The organism is Thermococcus gammatolerans EJ3 (genome assembly GCF_000022365.1).
Lineage (GTDB): Archaea > Methanobacteriota_B > Thermococci > Thermococcales > Thermococcaceae > Thermococcus > Thermococcus gammatolerans.
This window is the reverse complement of the sequence record NC_012804.1, coordinates 229,732-251,229: the sequence shown is the minus strand read 5'-3', so window position 1 is coordinate 251,229 and position 21,498 is coordinate 229,732. Positions and strand designations below refer to the sequence as shown.

Annotated in this window: 23 protein-coding genes; 14 read left to right on the top strand and 9 right to left on the bottom strand. The window is 55.5% G+C overall.

Annotated features, from left to right (window positions below):
• The first annotated feature begins 2 nt into the window (after window positions 1-2).
• From TGAM_RS01335 to porB, 4 genes are read left to right on the top strand one after another with little or no spacing between them, the layout of a single operon-like run.
• A complete protein-coding gene (locus tag TGAM_RS01335) occupies window positions 3-938 on the top strand; it encodes a 3-methyl-2-oxobutanoate dehydrogenase subunit beta (protein ID WP_015857885.1) in 936 nt (311 codons plus the stop codon).
• Window positions 939-987: 49 nt separating this feature from the next.
• Window positions 988-1,305, top strand: a complete 318-nt coding sequence (porD, locus tag TGAM_RS01330) for a pyruvate synthase subunit PorD (protein ID WP_015857884.1) — start codon at window positions 988-990, stop codon at window positions 1,303-1,305.
• Between the two features lie 11 nt (window positions 1,306-1,316).
• Entirely contained in the window at window positions 1,317-2,501 is a 1,185-nt protein-coding gene (gene porA / locus TGAM_RS01325; protein WP_015857883.1) for a pyruvate synthase subunit PorA, read from the top strand.
• A 10-nt stretch (window positions 2,502-2,511) separates the two neighbouring features.
• On the top strand, window positions 2,512-3,507 hold the full coding sequence (porB, locus tag TGAM_RS01320; protein WP_048810994.1) for a pyruvate synthase subunit PorB: 996 nt from the start codon (window positions 2,512-2,514) through the stop codon (window positions 3,505-3,507).
• 63 nt (window positions 3,508-3,570) lie between these two features.
• Here porB and hypE read toward each other — a convergent pair whose 3' ends face one another.
• The 9 genes from hypE to TGAM_RS01275 form a co-directional block, all read right to left on the bottom strand.
• The gene (gene hypE, locus TGAM_RS01315; protein WP_015857881.1) at window positions 3,571-4,587 is read right to left on the bottom strand and encodes a hydrogenase expression/formation protein HypE; all 1,017 of its coding nucleotides are present in this window, start codon (window positions 4,585-4,587) and stop codon (window positions 3,571-3,573) included.
• Between the two features lie 2 nt (window positions 4,588-4,589).
• Window positions 4,590-4,982: a HEPN domain-containing protein gene (locus TGAM_RS01310; RefSeq protein ID WP_015857880.1), complete on the bottom strand. Its 393-nt coding sequence runs from the start codon at window positions 4,980-4,982 to the stop codon at window positions 4,590-4,592.
• A complete protein-coding gene (locus tag TGAM_RS01305) occupies window positions 4,979-5,305 on the bottom strand; it encodes a nucleotidyltransferase domain-containing protein (protein ID WP_015857879.1) in 327 nt (108 codons plus the stop codon). Before TGAM_RS01305 ends, TGAM_RS01310 begins: the two co-directional genes overlap by 4 nt.
• Window positions 5,305-5,631 (bottom strand): type II toxin-antitoxin system VapC family toxin, encoded by a 327-nt coding sequence (locus TGAM_RS01300; RefSeq protein ID WP_015857878.1) that lies wholly within the window; start codon window positions 5,629-5,631, stop codon window positions 5,305-5,307. Before TGAM_RS01300 ends, TGAM_RS01305 begins: the two co-directional genes overlap by 1 nt.
• The gene (locus TGAM_RS01295; RefSeq protein WP_048810993.1) at window positions 5,618-5,860 is read right to left on the bottom strand and encodes a hypothetical protein; all 243 of its coding nucleotides are present in this window, start codon (window positions 5,858-5,860) and stop codon (window positions 5,618-5,620) included. The genes TGAM_RS01300 and TGAM_RS01295 overlap by 14 nt, the downstream gene beginning before the upstream one ends.
• Before the next feature lie 42 nt (window positions 5,861-5,902).
• A complete protein-coding gene (gene hypF / locus TGAM_RS01290; protein ID WP_015857876.1) occupies window positions 5,903-8,221 on the bottom strand; it encodes a carbamoyltransferase HypF in 2,319 nt (772 codons plus the stop codon).
• 91 nt (window positions 8,222-8,312) lie between these two features.
• Window positions 8,313-9,437: a hydrogenase formation protein HypD gene (gene hypD / locus TGAM_RS01285; protein ID WP_015857875.1), complete on the bottom strand. Its 1,125-nt coding sequence runs from the start codon at window positions 9,435-9,437 to the stop codon at window positions 8,313-8,315.
• 1 nt (window position 9,438) lies between these two features.
• Window positions 9,439-9,699, bottom strand: a complete 261-nt coding sequence (locus TGAM_RS01280) for a HypC/HybG/HupF family hydrogenase formation chaperone (RefSeq protein WP_015857874.1) — start codon at window positions 9,697-9,699, stop codon at window positions 9,439-9,441.
• Between the two features lie 45 nt (window positions 9,700-9,744).
• The gene (locus TGAM_RS01275; RefSeq protein ID WP_015857873.1) at window positions 9,745-9,999 is read right to left on the bottom strand and encodes a HypC/HybG/HupF family hydrogenase formation chaperone; all 255 of its coding nucleotides are present in this window, start codon (window positions 9,997-9,999) and stop codon (window positions 9,745-9,747) included.
• Between the two features lie 69 nt (window positions 10,000-10,068).
• Between TGAM_RS01275 and TGAM_RS01270 the strand changes: the two genes are divergently transcribed.
• From TGAM_RS01270 to TGAM_RS01225, 10 genes are all read left to right on the top strand, one after another.
• Complete coding sequence (locus TGAM_RS01270) at window positions 10,069-10,452, top strand: DUF302 domain-containing protein (RefSeq protein WP_015857872.1); 384 nt, start codon at window positions 10,069-10,071, stop codon at window positions 10,450-10,452.
• A gap of 107 nt (window positions 10,453-10,559) precedes the next feature.
• Window positions 10,560-11,159, top strand: a complete 600-nt coding sequence (locus tag TGAM_RS01265; RefSeq protein WP_048810992.1) for a TetR/AcrR family transcriptional regulator — start codon at window positions 10,560-10,562, stop codon at window positions 11,157-11,159.
• Between the two features lie 119 nt (window positions 11,160-11,278).
• On the top strand, window positions 11,279-13,336 hold the full coding sequence (gene fdhF / locus TGAM_RS01260) for a formate dehydrogenase subunit alpha (RefSeq protein ID WP_048810991.1): 2,058 nt from the start codon (window positions 11,279-11,281) through the stop codon (window positions 13,334-13,336).
• A 10-nt stretch (window positions 13,337-13,346) separates the two neighbouring features.
• The gene (locus tag TGAM_RS01255) at window positions 13,347-13,844 is read left to right on the top strand and encodes a 4Fe-4S dicluster domain-containing protein (protein ID WP_015857869.1); all 498 of its coding nucleotides are present in this window, start codon (window positions 13,347-13,349) and stop codon (window positions 13,842-13,844) included.
• Window positions 13,845-13,895: 51 nt separating this feature from the next.
• On the top strand, window positions 13,896-15,332 hold the full coding sequence (locus TGAM_RS01250) for a hydrogenase 4 subunit D (RefSeq protein ID WP_015857868.1): 1,437 nt from the start codon (window positions 13,896-13,898) through the stop codon (window positions 15,330-15,332).
• A 6-nt stretch (window positions 15,333-15,338) separates the two neighbouring features.
• On the top strand, window positions 15,339-17,333 hold the full coding sequence (locus TGAM_RS01245) for a proton-conducting transporter transmembrane domain-containing protein (RefSeq protein WP_015857867.1): 1,995 nt from the start codon (window positions 15,339-15,341) through the stop codon (window positions 17,331-17,333).
• Window positions 17,334-17,337: 4 nt separating this feature from the next.
• Window positions 17,338-18,261, top strand: coding sequence for a respiratory chain complex I subunit 1 family protein (locus TGAM_RS01240; protein ID WP_238516229.1), 924 nt, complete (start codon window positions 17,338-17,340; stop codon window positions 18,259-18,261).
• Between the two features lie 2 nt (window positions 18,262-18,263).
• Window positions 18,264-20,063: a hydrogenase large subunit gene (locus TGAM_RS01235; protein ID WP_048810990.1), complete on the top strand. Its 1,800-nt coding sequence runs from the start codon at window positions 18,264-18,266 to the stop codon at window positions 20,061-20,063.
• Window positions 20,063-20,668, top strand: coding sequence for a 4Fe-4S dicluster domain-containing protein (locus TGAM_RS01230; protein ID WP_015857864.1), 606 nt, complete (start codon window positions 20,063-20,065; stop codon window positions 20,666-20,668). Before TGAM_RS01235 ends, TGAM_RS01230 begins: the two co-directional genes overlap by 1 nt.
• Complete coding sequence (locus tag TGAM_RS01225; protein WP_048810989.1) at window positions 20,668-21,498, top strand: NADH-quinone oxidoreductase subunit B family protein; 831 nt, start codon at window positions 20,668-20,670, stop codon at window positions 21,496-21,498. The genes TGAM_RS01230 and TGAM_RS01225 overlap by 1 nt, the downstream gene beginning before the upstream one ends.

Below are 21,498 nucleotides of genomic sequence, written 5' to 3'. Positions count from 1 at the left end.
TGATGGAGATCCCCGAGAGCATTAAGAAAAGGTTGACCATTCCCGCTGAGGAGCACTTCTTTGCCGGCCACACCGCCTGTCAGGGTTGCGGTGCTTCACTCGGACTGCGTTACGTCCTCAAGGCTTACGGCAAAAAGACGATTGTTGTCATCCCCGCGTGCTGTTCAACCATCATAGCCGGGGCGTGGCCCTACAACACCCTCGACGCCAACCTCTTCCACACCGCCTTTGAGACGACTGGAGCCGTCATAAGCGGTATCGAGGCCGCTCTGAAGGCGAGGGGAATAAAGGTCAAGGGCGAAGATGGGGTAATGGTCGTCGGCTGGGCCGGCGACGGTGGTACCGCCGACATAGGCCTTCAGGCTTTGAGCGGATTCCTTGAGAGGGGCCACGACGCCGTTTACATAATGTACGACAACGAGGCCTACATGAACACGGGAATTCAGCGCTCAAGCTCTACCCCCTACGGAGCCTGGACGACGAACACCCCTGGAGGAAAGATGCACTTCCTCGAGAAGAGGCACAAGAAGAAGGTCATCGACATCGTCATAGCGCACGAGGTTCCCTACGCTGCGACCGCGAGCGTTGCGTTTCCAGAGGACTTCATAAGGAAGCTCAAGAAGGCCAGAAAGATACCGGGACCGAGCTTCATCCAGCTCTTTAGCCCGTGCCCGACGGGCTGGCGCTCGCCGACCGACAAGAGCATCGAGATAGCAAGGCTCGCCGTTCAGACGGCTTACTTCCCGCTCTTCGAGTACGAGAACGGGAAGTACAAGATCAACATGCCCTCACCCAAGAAGGAGCCGAAGCCGATTGAGGAGTTCCTCAAGCTCCAGGGTCGCTTTAAGTACATGACCAGGGAGGACATCGAGAACCTCCAAGCCTGGGTGCTCCGCGAATGGGAGAAGCTGAAGAAGCTCGCCGAGGTGTTCGGCTGAGCCCGTAACTTTTAAGTTTTGTGCTGATAACTCACTCGAGGTGATAAATATGGCTGAGAGCCCGTTTAAGGCCGACATTGAGAGGGTTCAGAAGGAGTATAGCGAAAAGATGACTCCGGGAGCTATTGCCTACATCCCGGGGAGTAGCGTAATCAACAAGACCGGCTCGTGGAGAGTCTTCATGCCCGAGTTCTACAGGGACAAGTGCGTTCGCTGCTACCTCTGCTACATCTACTGCCCCGAGCCTGCCATCTACCTCGACGAGGAGAACTACCCGGTCTTCGACTACGACTACTGTAAGGGTTGTGGAATCTGCGCGAACGAGTGCCCGACCGATGCTATAGTTATGGTTAGGGAGAGCAAGTGAGGTGGTGAAAGATGCCGATTAGAACCGTTATGAAGGCGAACGAAGCCGCTGCGTGGGCCGCGAAGCTTGCCAAGCCGAAGGTCATAGCGGCCTTCCCGATTACACCGTCAACCCTAGTTCCCGAGAAGATCAGCGAGTTCGTCGCTAACGGCGAGCTCGATGCGGAGTTCATCAAGGTCGAGAGCGAGCACTCGGCCATTTCAGCCTGCGTCGGTGCTTCCGCCGCTGGCGTCAGAACCTTCACCGCGACCGCTTCGCAGGGTCTGGCTCTGATGCACGAGGTGCTCTTCATCGCCGCTGGAATGCGTCTTCCGATAGTCATGGCAATTGGAAACCGCTCTCTTAGCGCTCCGATTAACATCTGGAACGACTGGCAGGACAGCATAAGCGAGCGCGACACCGGCTGGCTCCAGTTCTACGCCGAGAACAACCAGGAAGCTTTGGATCTCATCCTGATAGCCTACAAGGTCGCCGAGGACGAGCGCGTTCTCCTCCCGGCGATGGTTGGCTTCGACGCGTTCATCCTCACCCACACCGTCGAGCCCGTCGAGATTCCGGACCAGGAGGTAGTTGACGAGTTCCTCGGCGAGTACGAGCCCAAGCACGCCTACGTTGACCCGAAGAGGCCCATAACCCAGGGTACTTTAGCGTTCCCAGCCCACTACATGGAGGCCCGCTACACCGTCTGGGAGGCCAACGAGAACGCGAGGAAGGTCATAGATGAAGCCTTTGCCGAGTTCGAGAAGCGCTTTGGTAGAAAGTACCAGAAGGTCGAGGAGTACCGCACAGATGACGCCGAGATAATCTTCGTCACGATGGGCTCACTCGCCGGAACCGTCAAGGAGTACGTTGACCACCTCCGCGAGAAGGGCATCAAGGCCGGAGCGGCGAAGCTCACCGTTTACCGCCCGTTCCCGATTGAGGAAGTCCGCGCTTTGGCTAAGAAGGCCAAGGTTCTGGCTCTCCTCGAGAAGAACGTCACCTTCAGCGTTGGAGGAGCCCTCTTCCAGGACTTCAGCAGGGCCCTGATAAACGAGAAGGAGAAGCCGATTATCATCGACTACATCGTCGGTCTCGGTGGCAGGGACGTCACGTTCCAGAACCTCGACGAGGCCCTGGCTATAGCGCAGAAGGCCCTCAATGGAGAGGAGTTTGAGGAGGTCAACTGGATAGGCCTCAGGAAGGAGATACTGTGAGGTGATGAAGATGGCCGTTAGGAAGCCCCCTATCACAACTCGCGAGTACTGGGCGCCCGGTCACGCCGCGTGTGCCGGCTGTGGCTGTGCAATCGCTCTTAAGCTCGCCACAAAGGCCTTCAGCGAGGCTATGGAGGAAAAGTACGGCGACCCGAACGCCTTCGCCATAGCCCAGGCCACGGGATGTATGGAGGTCGTTTCGGCGGTCTTCCCCTACACCGCCTGGAAGGTTCCATGGGTGCACGTAGCCTTTGAGAACGCGGCCGCCGCCGCGAGCGGTATTGAGGCCGCCTGGAAGAAGAAGGGACTCAAGGGCAAGATACTTGCCATAGGCGGTGACGGTGGTACCGCCGACATAGGCCTTCAGGCCCTCAGCGGTATGCTCGAGAGGAGACACAACGTCGTTTACCTGATGTACGACAACGAGGCCTACATGAACACGGGAATTCAGCGCTCAAGCTCTACCCCCTACGGAGCCTGGACGACCACCTCACCTCCCGGCAAGTACTCCATCGGTGAGGACAAGCCCAAGAAGTGGGTCGCCCTCATTGCTGCGGCCCACCAGGTTCCATACGTCGCCACCGCGAGCATAGGCAACCCCTTCGACTTCGTCAGGAAGATGAAGAAGGCCGCTAAGGTCGACGGCCCGGCCTTCGTCCAGGTTCACTGTACTTGCCCGACCGGATGGAAGAGCCCGCTCGAGAAGGGCGTTGAAATAGCTAGGCTCGCCATCGAGACTGGAATATGGCCACTCTTCGAGATCGAGAACGGCGACTTCCACAACATCAAGATACAGAGCCCAGGAGGAGGCGCGAAGGTCAAGCGCGAGGGAGGCAAAGTAGTTGCCATCGAGTTCAAGAAACCCATAGAGGAGTACCTTAAGTTGCAGGGCAGGTTCAAGCACCTCTTCAAGAGGCCAGAGGCAATCGACCAGCTCCGCGAGCAGATAAAGGCCATGTGGAAGGTCCTCGGCGTCGAGGTCACGCTTCCAAAGCCGGAGGAGTGACCTTTCCATCCCCCTTTATCTGTTTTTCAGAAAATGAAAGCAAAAAGCCCAAAATCACCCGGCTCAACATATCCTCGGCACGGGGTCGCCTTCGGGCGGCTCCATAAATCTCTTTCCGCCGATTCCGGTCTCTAAGAGAACTTTCCCCCTGTATTCTTCTATTACCTCCCCTATTATCGCCGCGTCTTTCCCTCTCTCCGTTTTCCTCATTGCCTCAAGGGCTTCCTCCGCATACTCCCTGGCGACGACCATAACCACTTTCCCCTCGTTCGCAACATCGTAGGGGCTGATTCCCAACATCTCGCTCGCGGCCCTCACCTCGGGCTTCACGGGTATTGCATCTTCCCTCACGAGGATTCCGACGTTGCTCTTACGGGCAATCTCGTTGAGGGCGTTGCTAAGCCCGGCCCTTGTCGGGTCCTTCATCGCGTGTATATTTTCCCAGCCAATGGCCTTGGCGACGGCTTCAACGACCTCCCATATGGGAGCTACGTCGCTCTTTAGCTCGGTCTCGAAGGCTATCCCCTCCCTGTGGCTCATCAGCGCTATCCCGTGGTCGCCTATCGTCCCGCTGACGAGGACTACATCCCCAACCTTCGCCCCGGCGTCGCTTATCGGCCTCTCCGCGATTCCAACCCCCGCGGTAATCACGAACATCTCTATCGGCTCTTCGACCACCTTGGTGTCGCCCGTGACTATTGGAACGGGAACTTCTCTGGCGGTTTCGTCCATCGAGCGGAGAACCCTCTCAAGGACTTCCATATCGAGGCCTTCTCCAATAATCATCGAGTTGGCCAAGGCCAAGGGCTTGGCCCCCATCACCGCCAAGTCATTGACTGTTCCACTAACCGCGAGCCTTCCTATATCTCCACCCGGGAAGAAGAGCGGTTTGACCGTGTGGCCGTCTATCGTAAAGACTATGTACTTATCGCCAAAGGGTATTGTCGCCCCGTCGTCCAGAGCGTCCAGCCCTATTCCACCCGCGCTCTTCAGTGTTAGGGTCTTCAGTATGACGTTTCTCAGGAGTTCCTCCATTATTTCCCCGCCAGCACCGTGTTCGAGCTTTATCTTTTCACCCATTTTCAACCCTCCAGAAAGCCTTTCGATGAGAGGTAGCTCCTCGTAAATCCAAGGAATTCTTCGGCGCGTCTTATGTTTTCGCGCGCCTCTTCCTCGGTTATATCAACCACGAAGGAGTAATCCGCGGTCTGTCTGAGATTAAACGCGGTGCGAAGGTGCGTGAAAAACTTGTGGGGAACTTCGCCGGTCTTCACGAACTCCCTGCCGAAGAGTGCTATGACTGCAGAGTGCTTTGAGACGCTTATTCCCTTTGTCAGCAGAATCGCCTCGGCGCAGTAGAACATCGTGTAATAGGCCCGTGAGAGCGCGAAGGCATAAAATCCCTTCTCCAGCAACGTTTTCGACGCCTCAAGACTCTCGTGGGCTTTTTTCAGCATTTCCTCGTATTTGTTCATACTTTGATACCCTCCACGTGAACGTTCTGAATCAGCGGGTCGTGTTCCATTCCCGGACTGATAGGATAAACGATGAGCGAGATAACTAACCCTTTCTCCAGAACGTATTTCTCTGTAATTTCACTGAGTCTGTCGTACTCTTCGAGTGTTACCCTTCTCCTGACTACGACTAAAACGTCAACGTCGCTGTCTTCCCTTGCCTCACCCCTCGCGTACGAGCCGAAGAGGATGACCTCGACTAAGTCGTCGCCGAGGATATCTCTCAGCCTTTCCTTCACCTCGCGTAGGATTTCGAGGAGCTCTTCCCTCGGGATTACGGGCATTAGAGAACCTCCACCTCCAGTTCTGAAACATCAGCGATGTCCTTGAAATCGGAATCATAAGTTATGAGCTTCTCGCCGTTGGCTATACAAATGGCCGCTATCATAAGGTCCGCGAACTGCTTTGGTTTTCCAATTTCTCTAAGCTTTCTCTGGAGCTCTATGGCTATCGCCACTGTCCTGCGTGTTATCAGGAGGATTTCTCCGTTAAACTTTCGATAGCTTAAAACGGGAGGATACTCAACGGCAGTGACCTCCGTGATGTTTTCCGATATTTCTTCTCCTGTCTTGACTCGTCTCATGACCACGTTGGTGTCAATAACTGTCATTTATCCTCGCCTTTTCCTTTTTTCTCATCTCAGCGAGCAGTTCCTCATCGTTTTCGAGGAGAACGTCCTTGGTAGTGCTATAGGTCTCGACGAAACGGAGGTACGTCTCCCTATCCACCCTACCGGAGGCGAAGGCCCTCTCTATCTCTTCTTCAACCATACGCTCTATCCGTTTGATGAAGTCGTCGCCAATCCAGTCCGGAACCCTAATCGTGATGACCTTCCCCATGACTCCCACCGCATCTATTTGGGTCGTTCCACACTTAAACCTTCACAGCATCAAATCCTCCTTCGTCAGATAGCCCTCTAAGTAAAGTCCGCCGAGGAAGGCCTGGCCGACGTTTATCCCGTTGTCCCCCCTCGGGACTTCGGTTGTAACGTGGAACCTAAGGCCCGACGCCTCAACCGCCTTCCTCACGGTTTTCACTATCAGCTCGTTGTAGGCAACACCTCCGCTCATCACGACGTCCTTCACGCCGAATTCCCTGGCCTTCTCAATGGCAACCCCTGCAAAGGCCCTTGCGAGGGCCAGGTGAACCGAGTAAGCTATGTCAGCTGGCGAGGCTTTTTCGAGGACATCGAGAGCCTGAGTGAAGAGCTCTTCAACCCTTATCAGCTCGCCTTCAATCGGGACGGTAAAGCCGAGGTCGTTCTTGCCCTTCATGGCAAAGCTCTCGAGCTTCATTGCAGGTTCACCCTCGTAATGCCTTCTGTAGGCCACGTTGAGCAGAACCGCGAAAGCATCCAGAACCCTGCCCGTCGAGGAAGCGTAGGCGAGGTTTATGCCCTTGGCGAGCTGGTTCAAAGCGACCGAGAACTCAACCTCGCCGTACTTTAAGCTTTCTATCGCCTTCGGACAGCACTTCCTTATGACCCCTTCAAGCGCGTCTATGCCATAAACCTTGCTCAGTATTCCCATAAGAGCCCTGAGCGGGTAATAGCTCGCCAAATCCCCGCCCGGGAGAGGATAGTAGTCTATGTGCGCCAGTCTTTCAACGTCCTCATAGCCCAGATAGAGCACCTCACCACCCCAAACGTTTCCATCCGTCCCGTAGCCGACTCCATCAACGGCTATTCCCACAGCTGATTCGAGGTTCTTCTCGGCCAGAACGCTCGCTATGTGGGCGTAGTGGTGCTGAACCTGGAGGAGCTCAACCCCCATCTCGTTGGCAAGCTCCATAGCGAGTTTTGTGGTGTTGTAGGTCGGGTGGAGGTCGGCGACGATTAAATCGAACTCCTTAACCCTTAGGATTCTCTTGAAGTGCTCTATCGCTTCCCTCATGAACTCAAGAACCTCGACCTTCCCCGTGTTGCCGATGTACTGGCTAGGATAGACCTTCCCGTTCTTGGCCACGCCGAAGGCGTTCATAAGTTCGGCGCCAACGGCTAAACCGCGGTAGTTGAAGGGAATCTCTATCGGCAGTGGCACGAAACCTCTGCTCCTCCTTATCACTGCCCTCCTTCCGTCGACGAAGCGAATCACGCTGTCGTCCGCCCGGTTGAGTATCTTCCTGTTGTGGAGGAGCAGGTAGTCGGCCATATCCCTCAGCTCTTCAAAGGCCCTCTCGTTGTCCTTGACCATCGGCATTCCCGGGTAGTTGGCTGAGGTCATAACGTAAACCTTCGTTTTGCTCCAGTGGAAGAGTATGTAGTGCGTTCCCGCGTAAGGCAACATGACGCCGATTGTATGCAGACCGGGCGCAAGGTTCTCGGGCAGGGGAAAGGGCTCCCTCTTGCGGAGCGTTATGATTGGTCTTCTATAGCTGGTTAACTCCTCCTCTTCCTCCCTGCTCACGTAGGCGAAGCTTCTGACCGTCTCAAGGCTATCGGCCATTATAGCGAAGGGCTTCTGGGGCCTGAAGGTCCTCTTCCTCAGCTCTGCAACGACCTCCTCGTTGGTCGCGTCGCACGCTAAGTGAATGCCACCGATTCCCTTGATGGCGACGATGTAGCCCCTGTCTATCAGCTCCGCCGCCTTTCTCAGTGGGTCTCCAGTAATTTCCTCCCCGTCGCTCGTGTAGAGACGGTAACTCGGCCCGCAGACGGGACAGGCTATCGGCTCGGCGTGGTAGCGTCTGTTAAGCGGGTCCTCGTACTCGCTCCTGCAGAAGTCGCACATGGGAAACTCGCGCATCGTGGTGTTCTCGCGGTCGTATGGCAGGTCCTCGATGATTGTGAACCTCGGCCCGCAGTTGGTGCAGACGATGAACGGGTACATATAGCGCTTGTTCGTCGGGTCGAAGAGCTCCCTCAGGCAGTCCTCGCAGATCGCTATGTCAGGAGGGATTATCGAGTCCCCTCCCCTTCCACCCTTTGAGCTCTTCTCGATGTAGAACTCCGGAAAACCCTGGGGCGGGATTTCTTTCTTCTCAAGCCTATCAATCCTCGCGAGCGGGGGCTTCTTGCGGTGGATGTCCCGTATGAAGGCCTCTATGTCCTCCTCCCGTCCCTCAACGACTATCTCGACTCCCGCATCCCCAAGGTTCTTGACGTAACCCCTCAGGTTGTGCTCGTGAGCTATTCTATAGATGAACGGCCGGAATCCAACGGCCTGAACTATTCCCTGAACGTGAATACGGTAGGCCTTCATGGCTTTCACCGCTTTTTCTCGGTATTTGGAGCCTTTATAGATTTCCAAAACCAAAAGTTGAAAACGAGAGGGGAGTTTTGAACCTTTGGTGTTAGAACAACGCCCCGTACTTGTAGAAGATGTGGCAGGTTCCCTCGTAGGACACCATGCAGGGCCCTATCGGGTGCCTCGGCGTGCAGGTCTTGCCAAAGTGCGGACAGTCGGTTGGCATCGCCAGACCCCTAAGCACGGCGCCGCAGAGACAGCCTTTTTCAAGGTCTGGCAGGTTTTTCGGCACCTCGACGCGGTAGGAGTTTCTTATTTCGAGCTCTTTGAACTCGTCCCTGACCTCAAGGCCAGTCTTGGGAAACACGCCGAGGGCGCGCCACTTTGCATCGACCACCTTGAAATACCTGTTCATGAGTTCCTGCGCGACAACGTTGCCCTCGTACTTGACGGCGCGCTTGTACTCGTTCACCACCCTCGCGTCTCCTTCCTTGTACATCCTTATGAGGAGCAGAATCGCGAGGAGGACGTCGTTAGGCTCGAAGCCCGCTATGACCTGTGGGATTCCATACTTCTCGCTCAGGAACTCCCAGCCCCTGACGCCTATTATCGTCGAGACGTGACCCGCATCTATGAGCGCGTCTATCCTGCTCTTCTGCTTTATGAGAACCTCTATTCCCTGGGGCGTGAGCCTGTGCACGGAATAAATCTTGAAGTTCTCGATGTCCTCGTTGACGACGGCGTTAAGCATCCCGGCTGTTGGGGCGGTTGTCGTTTCGAAGCCAGGGCTGAAGTGGACGACGGTTTTGTCGGGGTTCTCCTTGGCCATCTTATAGGCATCGTAGATAGAGTAAACGACCCTCACGTCGTAGCCCTCGCTCTTCAAGTCGGCAAAGCTTCCCATTGGAGTGGGGATTTTGTACATGTCACCGAAGGTCGTGAGGATTATCTCGTCTCCCTCCTCACGGGCCTTTTTCATAATCAGCTGCATCGCCACGATATCTTCAACCGGTGTTATGCAGACCGGACAGCCGGGTCCGCTGACTACTTTAACGTTCTCTGGAAGGAGCGAGCGAATTCCAGAGCGGGTAATCGTGTCCTCGTGAGTCCCGCAGACGTGCATTATCCTTATCTCGCCGTCGAGGGTTTTTGCCTCTTCCTTGATTTTCTCCACGAGCTTTTGAGCTATCTCTCTGTCCCTGTAGGGGGCAAGAACCGACTGCAGGCTCATCTCAATCACCCGGGTAGTAGTAACCTCCAAGTGCGTTTTCCTCGGCTTTGAAGACCTCCTCCCAGGCGCTCAGTATCTCCTTGGCCGTTTGCTCGTCAACCTTCTCTATTATGAAACCCGTGTGAATAAGCACGTATTCACCGGGCTTGACATCGGGCATCAAATCAATCCTCGCCTCTCTCTTAACGCCCCCGAAGTCAACCCACGCGGTTCCCTTCTCCCTGTTAACTTCCAAAACCTTAGCGACGGTTGCCAAGCACATGAGCTTCACCTACCCAGGGTTCTCGACCGGGTTATTTAGGCCTATCTAAAACTTCAGGTTTGAAACCGTGAAGGTCAGTTCGAGTTTGCTCGAGCGGTGGTAGGAGCACCTCGCAAGGGTCTCCTCAGCCTCTTCTCTCGTGACCTTCTCAAGGACTATGCCGTAGTAAATCTTTACGTAGTCCCCAGGTTTCACGTTCCTCACGAAGTCCAGCTTTGCTTCTCTGAGCTGGCCATCAACGTCGACTATCGCCTTTCCATCCCTGACTTCAACGACCCTTCCAGCTAACATCAGGGCCATGGTTACCAACCAAAGGTGAAGGAAAACGATTTATAGACCTTTTCCTGACCAGTCAGTCAGGTGACTGGCATGGAGGACATGATGAAGCAGATGGTCAAAGGAGTGAAGAGCAAACACGGATTTGAGGAAACCCTCGAGAGGATTAAGAAAAAGGTTGACGAGCTGGGCTGGAGCGTTATCGGGGAGTATGACTTCACTGAAAAGCTCGGAATAAGGTTTGCAATCGTTGAAATCTGCAACAAGGAGTTCGCAAAGAAGGCCCTCGAAAAGCCCGAGAACCGCTGGATTTCAGCCATGATGCCGTGCAAGTTCTCCATAATAGAGATGCCTGACGGTGTGTACGTCTTCGGTATGAACATGGGGCTTTTCGCAAAGATAGTTCCTGGAGAGCTCGGGGAACTCCTCTCAGAGGTCGCAAAGGTAGATGAGGAGCTAATTAATTCGGTTCTGTGATTTTACAGACTCTTTTTTGTTCTCTATGTTATGTCCACCGAGCGGAAAGTTTAAATTCCCTTCTGCACATAGCTGTCCATAAGGAAATGACCGTGTAGTCAGAAGGGATGGGAATGGTCACAAAGTCCCCCGGTAAAACCCGCGAGAAGCTCGTTTCCGCGGCAATGGAGCTCTTCGCGAAGAAGGGCTTTGATAAAACGACGGTAGACGAGATAGTCGCCAGGGCGGGAGTTGCCAAGGGGACGTTTTACCTATACTTCAAGAGCAAGGACGACCTCATAAAAGAGCTCGCCTTCGAGGTAATGCCCATAATGGCCATGCCGTCCTTAAACGACCCTTACATTACTGTTTCGTTCCCGACACTTGAGAGCTACCTTCTCCAGCTTGGGAGAGAGTTCCTTAGCTTTTATTCAGAGAACTACCGGGCGGAGATCTTCTTCCACATGCTCTCGGTTCGCGAGAGGATGAAGAGCATTGACGATATCTATCACCAAGCCTGCTCGGAGCTTTTAAGGGAAGGAGCGAGGAGAATTACTGCTTACGTTAAAGTGGGTTTTGAGGACGCGCTCATAGCGTTTCAGGTGTTTTTAGCCTCTTTGATGCACTATCTCCATGCAGGGGATTGTCTGGGCTTTTCAAGGGAGCACTATCTCAAGAAGGCCGTTGACGTCGTCCTTAACCACCTTCGTCTCTCGGCCAGTGTTTGAAACACCCATTTAACACAGTTTTCCACATTAGTTCATTCTGTTTCGGCCATTGCAGAAAACTATTTAAGGTCTTGACGTTCATTCTAAATGACTGGTCAGTCATTAGAAGGGTGATAGCCATGGCAGAGAAACTCGTACCTGTTGTATGCCCCTGGTGTTCAGTCGGCTGTCGCTTCTACGCGGTCAGCGTTAACGGCTACATCAGGAAGATCGAGTTCGACTACGACCACCCCACCGTCAACCGCGGAAAGCTCTGCCCCAAGGGCGTTGCTTCCTACCAGTTCATCAACAGCTCTAAGAGACTCAAGAAGCCGCTCAAGCGCGTTGGAGAGAGGGGAGAAGGGAAGTTCGAGGAGATAAGCTGGGATGAGGCCTACAGGATAATCGCAGAGAAAATCAAGGAAATCAAGGAGACCTATGGCCCCGAGGCAATAGCCTTCCTCGGAAGCGAGAAGATAACCCTCGAGGAGAACTACCTCGTCCACAAGCTGTCAAAGGCAATAGGAACCAACCACCTCGACTTCCCGGGAAGGTACTGCCAGTACTCCAACGCCCCTGCGAGAACCAAGGTGTTTGGAAGCGCTCCGGCCACGAACCCCTTCGAGGACGTTGCCAAGGCCGAGCTGATAGTCATCTGGGGCCACAACCCTGCTGAAACCGCGCCGGTCTTCTTCGGTCAGTACATCGAGAAGGCCGTCCTTGACAACGGCGCCGAGATGGTTGTTATTGACCCACGTGCCACGAGGGGCCACAAGTACGCCTCAATCCACCTTAAGCCCTATCCCGGAACCGACCTTGCGATAGCCCTGGCCATGCTCAACGTTGTCATAAGCGAGGAGCTCTACGACAGGGAGTTCGTCCAGGAGAGGACTGTTGGCTTCGAGGAGCTCAAGGAGTCCGTTAAGGACTACACCCCAGAGTGGGCCGAGAAGATAAGCGGTGTCCCAGCTGAAGACATAAGGAAGGTCGCGAGGCTAATAGCGACGAAGAGAACGGCCCTTCTCGTCAACGAGGGTCTCAACCAGCACGTCAACGGCTTTGAGTTTGCCCTCGCCCTTGCGAATCTCATAGCGATCACCGGCAACATCGGCAAGGAAGGCGTCTGGAGCGGTGTCTTCCCGGGAGCGCAGTGTGGATTCTGTGCGGCGATGAGCGGCATCGCCCCCAACAAGCTCCCCACTGGAAAGCTCGTTACCGACGAGGCCGCGAGAGCTGAGCTCGAGAGGCTCTGGGGCTTCAAGATACCCGACTGGGTTGGCCTTGACCTCACCAGCATGATACGCGAGATTGGTAACACAATCAAAATGATGTACATCGTCGGCGGCAACATCGCCAAGTCTGCCCCGAACAGCAAGTGGGTTCAGGAGCAGCTCAAGAAGCTCGACTTCCTCGTTGTGCAGGACATATTCCTCACCGAGACGGCTAAATACGCCGACATAGTCCTCCCGGCGGCAGCATGGTTCGAGAAGACGGGAACGGCAATAAGCGCCGAGAGGAGGGTTCAGAGGACTTACAAGGCCGCCGAAGCCCCCGGTGAAGCAAAGCCCGACTGGCTCATTCTTGTTGAGCTAGCCAAGGAGCTCGGGCTCGGTGAGTACTTCAAGTACGAGCACCCGGACGAGATTCTCAGGGAAATAAACAGCGTTATTCCGGTCTTCAAAGGCGCAACTCCCGAATACCTCGCCGAGCACCCCGAAGGATGCTTCTTCCCGTGCACAGAGCCAGGGGAGGGAACGAAGATCCTCTTCAAGAAGGGCTTCAAGACGGCAGATGGAAAGGCCCACCTCCAGCCCGTCAAGTGGCGTGAGCCGCCGGAGATGCCCGACGAGGAGTACCCGCTCTGGCTCACCAACTTCAGGCAGGTCGGCCACTGGCACACGGGAACGATGTCCTTCGAGAGCCCCAGCCTGAAGAAGCGCTGGCCAGAGGAGTACGTCATGATTAACCCGAAGGACGCCGAGAAGTACGGCATAAAGAGCGGGGACCTCGTTAAGGTGGAGACCAAGCGCGGAAGCGTTCTCGTGAGGGCAGAGGTCACTGAGCACGTCAGGGAGGGCGTTATAGCGATGCCCTGGCACTGGAACGTCAACGTCCTGACCCTTGAGGAGACCCACGAGATAACCAAGATGGCAGAGCTGAAGGCCGTCGCGGCCAGGGTTAGTAAGGTGGAGGAGTGAGGTGGTTGGAATGAGCAAGAAGATTTTCCTCGACTATAAGCGCTGTATCGGCTGTAAGGCCTGTGAAGTGGCCTGTGAAATGGCTCACGGCGAAGCCCGCATCAGGGTCTTCGAGTTTCCCGACCTCTTCACCGTCCCCTTCAACTGCCGCCACTGTGAGAAGGCCCCCTGTCTCAACGTCTGTCCGACAGGAGCGCTCTTCAGGGACAAGGACGGAGCTGTTGCCTTCGACCCCCTCAAGTGTATCGGCTGTCTCATGTGTGCCGTAGCCTGTCCATTCGGCGTCCCCAAGCTCGACGAGGAGAACAAGATCATGGACAAGTGCGACCTCTGTGCCGACAGAAGGGCAGAAGGTCTGCTTCCAGCATGTGTCTCGGCCTGCCCAACTGAGGCCCTTAAGTTCGGCGATGTGAACGAGATACTCTGGAACAGGGAAGGAAAGGTAGTTGCCAATCTGAAGAGCTCGGCCGAGAAGGGAGAGGGCGAGAAGGCCTACGTCATCCTCTGATTAATTTTTTTCAATGGAAACCAAGGGTTAAAAACCAAGGGGTGGTGAAAAGTGAACGGCACCGTGTTCATAGTCTCGGCACTCTTGCCCTTCCTGTTGCTGCTCATATATAGGACGGAGGGCAGAACCGCCGATGGCCTCGCAATCCTGATAACTGGCCTTACACTGGCAATAAATGGCTTTGGGGCCTACGCCTTCTTTGGATCCGGGGCTGATAAGGTTTACCACTTCTCCTACGCCTCCGGGAACAAGCTCGGGGAGGTATTCGGCCTCAACGTTGACGTGGCATCGGTCTTGATGGGCTTCGTTTCGATACTCACCGCATTCCTGCTCGTACTCTACGCGGCCGACTATCTGGGACCCTCGAACAGGGGATTTCCCCTCAACGAAGGCAAGGGGCGCTTCTACGCACTCCTCGGACTGCTCGTGGGTTCAAGCATGGCGTTCATATACTCAACGAACCTGGTTCAGTTCGCCATCTTCCTTGAGCTGATGGCGGTGGCGCTGTTTTACCTCGTGAACTTCCATGGAAACGCGGAAGGAAAGGCATTGAAGGCATTCCTCGTCCTGAACCTCGGCGTTTTCCTCCTGCTGCTCTCGATCGTCCTTCTCGGCAACGGGCAAGAACTTGCAAATATGGGCTCGCTCTCCCAGTCAACGAAGGACAAGGTCTTCGCGATTCTCACCTTCGCGGCCTTCGCGATGAGCTCGCAGTTCTTCTTCTACTCGTGGCTTCCGGATGCAACGGCAGGGCCCGTTCCGGCATCAGCATACATCCACGCGGCTTCAGTAGTTCCGCTGGGAAGCTTCATGCTCTTCCGCGTTATCCAGTACATGAACCCAGGCAGGGGCGACTTCTGGCTCCTGGGAGCGCTCACCGTGGCGCTGATACTTCTCATGATGATATACTACCCGCTCCAGCGCGACGCCAAGAGGCTCATAGCCTATTCCACGATAGGCCAGACGGGCGTTTCGTACATAACACTGGCCTACGCACTCCTCGGACACGACGTCGGCCTGCAGATAGCCATCTACCAGGTCGTTAACCACGCCTTCGTAAAGGCCCTCGCCTTCATGAGCGTTGGTGCCTTCGTGTACTCCCTCGGAACGACAGACCTCAAGGGCATAAGAGGAATAAAAAGAAGCCTTCCGTGGGCCAGCGTTGCCTGGTTCCTGAGCTTCCTCGGATTGGCCGGTGTTCTTCCGCTCGGCCTGTTCTTCAGCAAGGCTTTCACAATCATGAGCACACGCGAGATAGGGGGCATTGCCTCCTGGCTCTTCCCTGCGGTAGTTCTCTTCGATGCGGCCATCTTCCTCGTGGTTGTCCTCCTGTGGTTCAGGGAGATATTCTTCGGTGAGCCAGAGCCAAGGGCAGAAACGGGTGAACCAAAGCTCATGATCGCTGCAATGGTCGTTCTGATACTCATAGGCATCGTTGCCCCGTGGATAACGCTGGACGTTGTCATGAAGATAAGCTTCATGGGGTGATGAAAAATGTTCCTTGAGTACGCTATCATAGCCTTCATCATTGGCGGTGTGATAGGCCTCGTTAGGGACTACAGGGTAAGTGTGAAGGCCTCGAGCTTCATGGCGTTCCTGGGGTCACTCGCACTCCTCGGTGAGGTCTACCACGTCTACACCAACGGTCCAGAGATGTTCAGTCTCTTTGGGATCCCCATGAACGTGAGCGGTCTCTCAAACGTCTTCCTGCTGATCATAGGCATAGTGGGCGTCGCGGCTTCGCTATTCGCGATCAATTATATGGATCTCTTTGAGAAAACGGGAAAGGGCTGGGTGTACGCGATAGCCTACAACACGTTCCTCGCCAGCATGACACTCGTCGTCACCGTTGACAGCATGGAGTACTTCGTTATGAGCTGGGAGCTAATGACACTCAGTTCCTTCATACTAGTCTTCTTCAGCGAGAAAGCGAGGGACGTCAACGCGAGCGTCAAGTACTACATCACCATGCACTTCCTCGACACGATCCCGCTCTTCCTCGCCCTCGGAACGGCGTACTCACTTATCGGAAACTTCGAGGAGCTAACGTTCGAGAACATAGGGGCGGCTCTCTCCACACACCACACATCACGTCTTGTGTTTGCAGGACTTTTGATGATCGCATTCACTGCCAAGGCTGGGTTATTCCCCTTCAGCTTCTGGGTTGCAGAAACCTACAGGGCAGCCCCATCCCACGTTTCGGCAATAATGGCAGGAGCTATGGAGAAGATGGCACTCTACGGAATCCTGGCGCTTGTATGGAAGACAGCGGGAATCGAGGGAGACGCAGGCATCATCGTAGCCCTCGCGGGCATGATCACAATCACGTACGCAACTCTGTACGCGCTCAGGGAAAACAACGCCAAAAGACTGCTCGCGTACTCTTCAATAAGCCAGATGGGCTATATATGGCTGGGGATCGGTATAGGGATGGTTCTCGTTCCAAAAGGTGGTTTCCTTGGGACGATAGGGGCACTCGGAGCCTTTGCCGGCCTCTTCCACGCCCTCAACCACGCCATATTCAAGGCCTCACTCTTCCTCTCGGCTGGGGCAGTTGAGTATAGGACGGGAACCGTTGACCTCAACGAGCTCGGCGGCCTCGGCAGGAGGATGAAGTTCACGGCCCTAGCGGCACTCTTTGCATCGCTCGCCATAAGCGGTGTTCCCCCCTTCAACGGCTTCATAAGCAAGTGGCTCATCTACGTCTCAGGTTACAGTTCCTCAAATCCCTTGCTCATATTTGGAGCCGTGTTAGCGGTCTTCTTCAGTGCTGGAACCCTTGCGTATTCAATGAAATTCTACGGAGCTCAGTTCGGCGGTGAGATGAAGCGCTACGAGAACGTCGAGGAGGTTCCGGCGGGAATGCTCCTCGGCCAGTGGATCCTGGCAGGTCTAACCCTAATCATTGGAGTGTTCCCCAGGATAGTGGTCCCAATCCTCAACGAGCCGTTCAACGCACCCCTCACCGAGAACATTTACAGAATAGGCTTCGGCTCGGTGCTCTTCTCGCCGGTGATCTTTGTGATACTCCTCGGCGCACTCGCGGCTGCCCTGTACCTGACCTTCAAGCCAGAGTTCGGAAAGGAAACGAAGCCCTGGGACTGCGGTTCAACAGAAATAGACGAGGACGAGTACAGGACGAACGCCGAGGGCTACTACAACTGGTACGAGAAGAAGATAGGCTCTTTCTATCGCCTCGGCGACTGGTTCTACACCGTTGGAGCTGGAGTAATCCACTACATAACCAGGGCTTACCTCTGGATGGCGAGCTACTTCACCAAGGTAGTCGACACCCCGTACACAAAGGTTGAGACCCTCGACGACCTCCGCGAGAGGGAGATAATGAACATAGACGAGGAGGCCCTCAAACCGTTGCTCAGACTGCTCAGGATCGTCAAGAACGTCCTGCCAGGAATGAGACTTGGAACTTTCGTGGTACTGACCCTGGTAGTCATCGGGGCCGTGATAGGAATCCTGATAGCCCTGTGAGGTGATGGAAATGGAGACAACGATCAAAGTTGGATTCGAGCTCGTTGGGATCCTCATCATCTTCCTCCTGCCGCCGTACCTTGACGGAATAGCGAGAAGGGTCAAGGCGAGACTCCAGTACAGGCGCGGGCCGCCGCTCATGCAGACCTGGTACGACCTCCAGAAGCTCTTCAACCTTCCATCCGTTAAGCCAACGAAAAGCTTACTCTTCACCGCAGCCCCGTTCCTGGCCCTGGCCTCTGCTATCTCAGCAGCACTGCTCCTGCCCTACGGGAACGTCATACCAGTGGACTTCGGCTTCAACTTGGTGGTGTTCTTCTACGTAATCCTGATGGTCAGCGTCTTCCTGATCCTCGGGGGCCTGAGCGTCCAGAACGCCTTCAGCCACATAGGAGCTACCAGAGAGGCCCAGCTCATCCTAACGGTGGAACCGCTCATAGCCATTCTCTACGGCGTCCTTGCTTACAACGCCGGCTCCCTTAACATAGCGGACATCATAGCCAACCTGCATCTCACACCGTCGCTCGTGCTCGCGTACATAGCCCTTGCCTACGCGCTCTACGTTGAGAGCGGCTTTGTCCCATTCGACGTTGCGGAGGCAGAGCAGGAAGTCATAGGCGGTCCGCTGGGTGAGTACAGCGGAAGGCTCCTCGGGGTCTTCTACTACGCGATACACATCAAGCGCTTCGCCCTGCTGTGGTTCTTCGTCAGCCTGCTAACGATGCCTTGGATCGGGCCGATAAACACCCCAGAGAGAGCGGCGCTCGTACTGGCCCTCCAGTTCATCCTCACCGTTGCATTCTATCCGATCATAGCGGCCCTCGAAGCGACAAACGCAAGGCTGAGAATAGACCAGGTCGTGAAGATGAACGTTAGGATGTTCTTCGCCGGCTTGGTGATCCTGGGCATGGCGTTCATGGGGTGGTGAATATGGTAACGACGAGGGATTTGGAGGCTCACTTCGAGTTTGAGTGCAGGGCCTGCGAAAACGGCCACTGCAGGAAGGCTGATGTCGAGACAATTCTTACCGAGAGAAAGGGCCTGAAGGAGTTTTACGAGGCCTTCAAAGAGCATATTAGAGAGTGCAAGAGGATGACCTACGGGCAGTACATGTTTGTCATTGACAGGGAAGTTCTTCCGGATGCGGTCCTCTGGTGGCACAACCACCCTGAGTTCAAGGAGACACACCTTTCAACCGCCGTCGGAACCGACGAGAGGCCACTCAACGGCAAGTTCGTCTACATGCCCTTCCTCAACGTCCAGGTTGAACCGCAGAACATGGACGAGAACTACTGGGTCTTCCTCAAGGCCTACATGCCCGCCGACGACCCGAGCTTCCCGAGCGTGGCAGCAAAGCTCCCCGCGGCGCTCTGGATAGAGAGGGAAGTCAAGGACCTGCTCGGCTTCAACCCAGTTGGCCACCCAGACCCGAGGAGGCTCATCCTTCCTGAGGACTGGCCAGAGGGAGTTTACCCGCTCAGGAAGGACATGGACTACAGGCACTCGCCGATGGCCGAGGTGAAGACGGAGTACAGAGAGACACCGGAAGGAACGACGCTCGTCCCGATGGGTCCCGTTCACGCGGGCATAGAGGAGCCGGCCCACTTCAGGCTCTTCGTCAAGGGCGAGGAGATAGTTGACGTTGACTACCGCGGCTTCTACTCCCACCGCGGAATAGAGAAGACCGGTGAGGGAAGGCTCACCTACAACCAGGTTCTCTTCCTCGCCGAGAGAATCTGCGGAATCTGTGGCTACCAGCACTCCGTCAGCTACGCTATGGCGGTCGAGCGCTTGGCTGACGTGGACATACCCGACAGGGCGCGCTACATAAGGACGCTGATGCTCGAGCTGGAGAGGATTCACAACCACCTGCTCTGGGTAGGCATTGCCGCCCACCTCGTCGGCTACGACACGGGCTTTATGCACGCGTGGAGAATCCGTGAGCCGGTCATGTGGCTCGTTGAGAGGCTCACCGGAAACAGGAAGCAGTACGGAATGAACATCGTCGGTGGAGTTAGAAGGGACATTCTCGACTACCGCAAGGAGGAGATTCTCAAGGTCGTCAAGCAGATACGCGAGGAGACCAAGAAGTTCCTTGACATCGCCCTGAACACCAACACCTTCATCAAGCGCGCCGAGGGAGTCGGAATCCTGCCCTACAAGGTCGCCAAGGCCTACTCCGTCCTCGGACCGACCGCTCGCGCGAGCGGAAGGAGGATTGACACGAGGCTCGACCAGGCGACGAAGACCGCGATGGCCTACAACGAGGTCGACTTCAAGGTTCCGGTTTACAAGGAGGGCGATGTTCTGGCCAGGGTTCTCGTCAGGATGGACGAGCTCTTTGAGAGCCTCTGGATAGTGGAACAGCTCATCGACCAGATGCCCGGCGGAGACATAATGGTTCCGATTGGCGATTTACCCGAGTATGAAGAGGCGTTAGGATTCACCGAGGCCCACCGCGGTGAGGTCGTCCACTACGTCATGACCGGCGAGAAGAACAAGGTCTACCGCTGGAAGGTTAGAGCTCCGACCTACAACAACCTGCCAGCTGTGCCGGAGATGCTCAAGGGCTATCACGTCGCAGACGCACCGCTCATCATAGCGAGCATTGACCCGTGCTACTCCTGTACAGAGAGGGTTCAGTTCGTTGACGTCGAGACGGGCAAGGTGAAGGTTCTGACCGAGGCCGAGTTCAACGAGCTCTCAATCAAGTACAGGGGGGTGTTCTGATGGCCGAGAGCCTCTCCTACACCGAGAAGCTCAAGAAGTGGAACCGCTTCGAAGTCGAGAAGTTCAGCAAGAAGGCCCCTGTCACCACCCCCTATCCTTTTATTGATATCGAGAAGCCACCCGAGTACAGGGGAATCCCGCACATCAACCCCGAGAAGTGCATAGGCTGTGGAGCCTGTGTCAACGCCTGCCCGCCCGATGCCCTAATCCTCGAGTGGGACAAGGAGCACGGCGTTAAGAGGCTCACCTTCAACGCGGCGAGATGTATAAGGTGCCACCGCTGTGTTGAGGTCTGCCCGACTGGAGCTATGGAACCGACTAACATCTTCGAGATAGCAACCGACAACAAGGAGGACCTCGTTGAAGTAGTGGAGCACAAGCTGGCCTACTGCGAGGAGTGTGGTGAGTACCTCGACTTCACAGAGAGGCAGATTGAGTACGTTAAGGCGATTCTGCCCAAGGAAATCATCGATATGTACGCCCTTGAAGACAGAATCGGCCTGACCCAGGAGGCAAAGATGCGCAAGACCGTCGAGAAGCTCAGGGAAACCGAGGGCAACGCATATCCAGCGTTCATACTCGTGAAGAAGGGGGGTGAGGAGTGATGGGAAGAAGGCTCAAGTCGGTCTGGGTCTATCACGTTGATGCGGGCTCATGTAACGGCTGTGACATCGAGGTGCTCGATGTACTCAGCCCCTACTACGACCTCGAGAGGCTCGGTGTCAAGGTCGTCCCCAACCCGAGGCACGCGGATGCGCTCTTCATCACCGGTCCGCTTACAAGGCAAACGAGGATAGCGCTCAAGAAGGCCTACGAGGCTATGCCCCCCAAGCCGAGGATAGTGGTTGCCGTGGGTACGTGCGCCTCGAGCGGTGGAATCTTCTACAACAGCTACGCCCTCTACAACACCTCCCCCCAGCGCGGAAGAGACAGGCTCAGGAGCGGTGGGCCGGAGATGATAGTGCCGATAGACATGTACATCCCCGGCTGTCCGCCGAGTCCGGAGGAGATACTCTACGGCGTGGCCCAGCTCCTCGGCATCAAGGAGAAGAAGATGAAGGGCGAATACTGGATTGCGCTCCCGCCGAAGGAGACACCGAGCAAAGAGAACGAGGTCGAGTTCAGAATCCCCGACAGGCCGATACCGCTCCGCTACTGGCTCACCCTTCGCGAGGAGCTCAGGCGCGTCATAGGCTACTACGACAGGGAAGCGGTTCTCAACGACTTCATGGCGTTGGTCGAGAAGGCCTTCGAGGATGAGAACCCGAGGGAGAAGCTCCACGACCTCGTCACGGGATACTTCCTCAAGGAGAAGGACTCCAGGGTAAAGGTCGCCATGCGCTTCCTCGAAAACGAGTTCTGGAGGCTGTACGACGAGTATCACTCTCTCGGAGAGGCCCTCAGGAAGAAGTACCCCGTGACGGCGGGTGTCTGA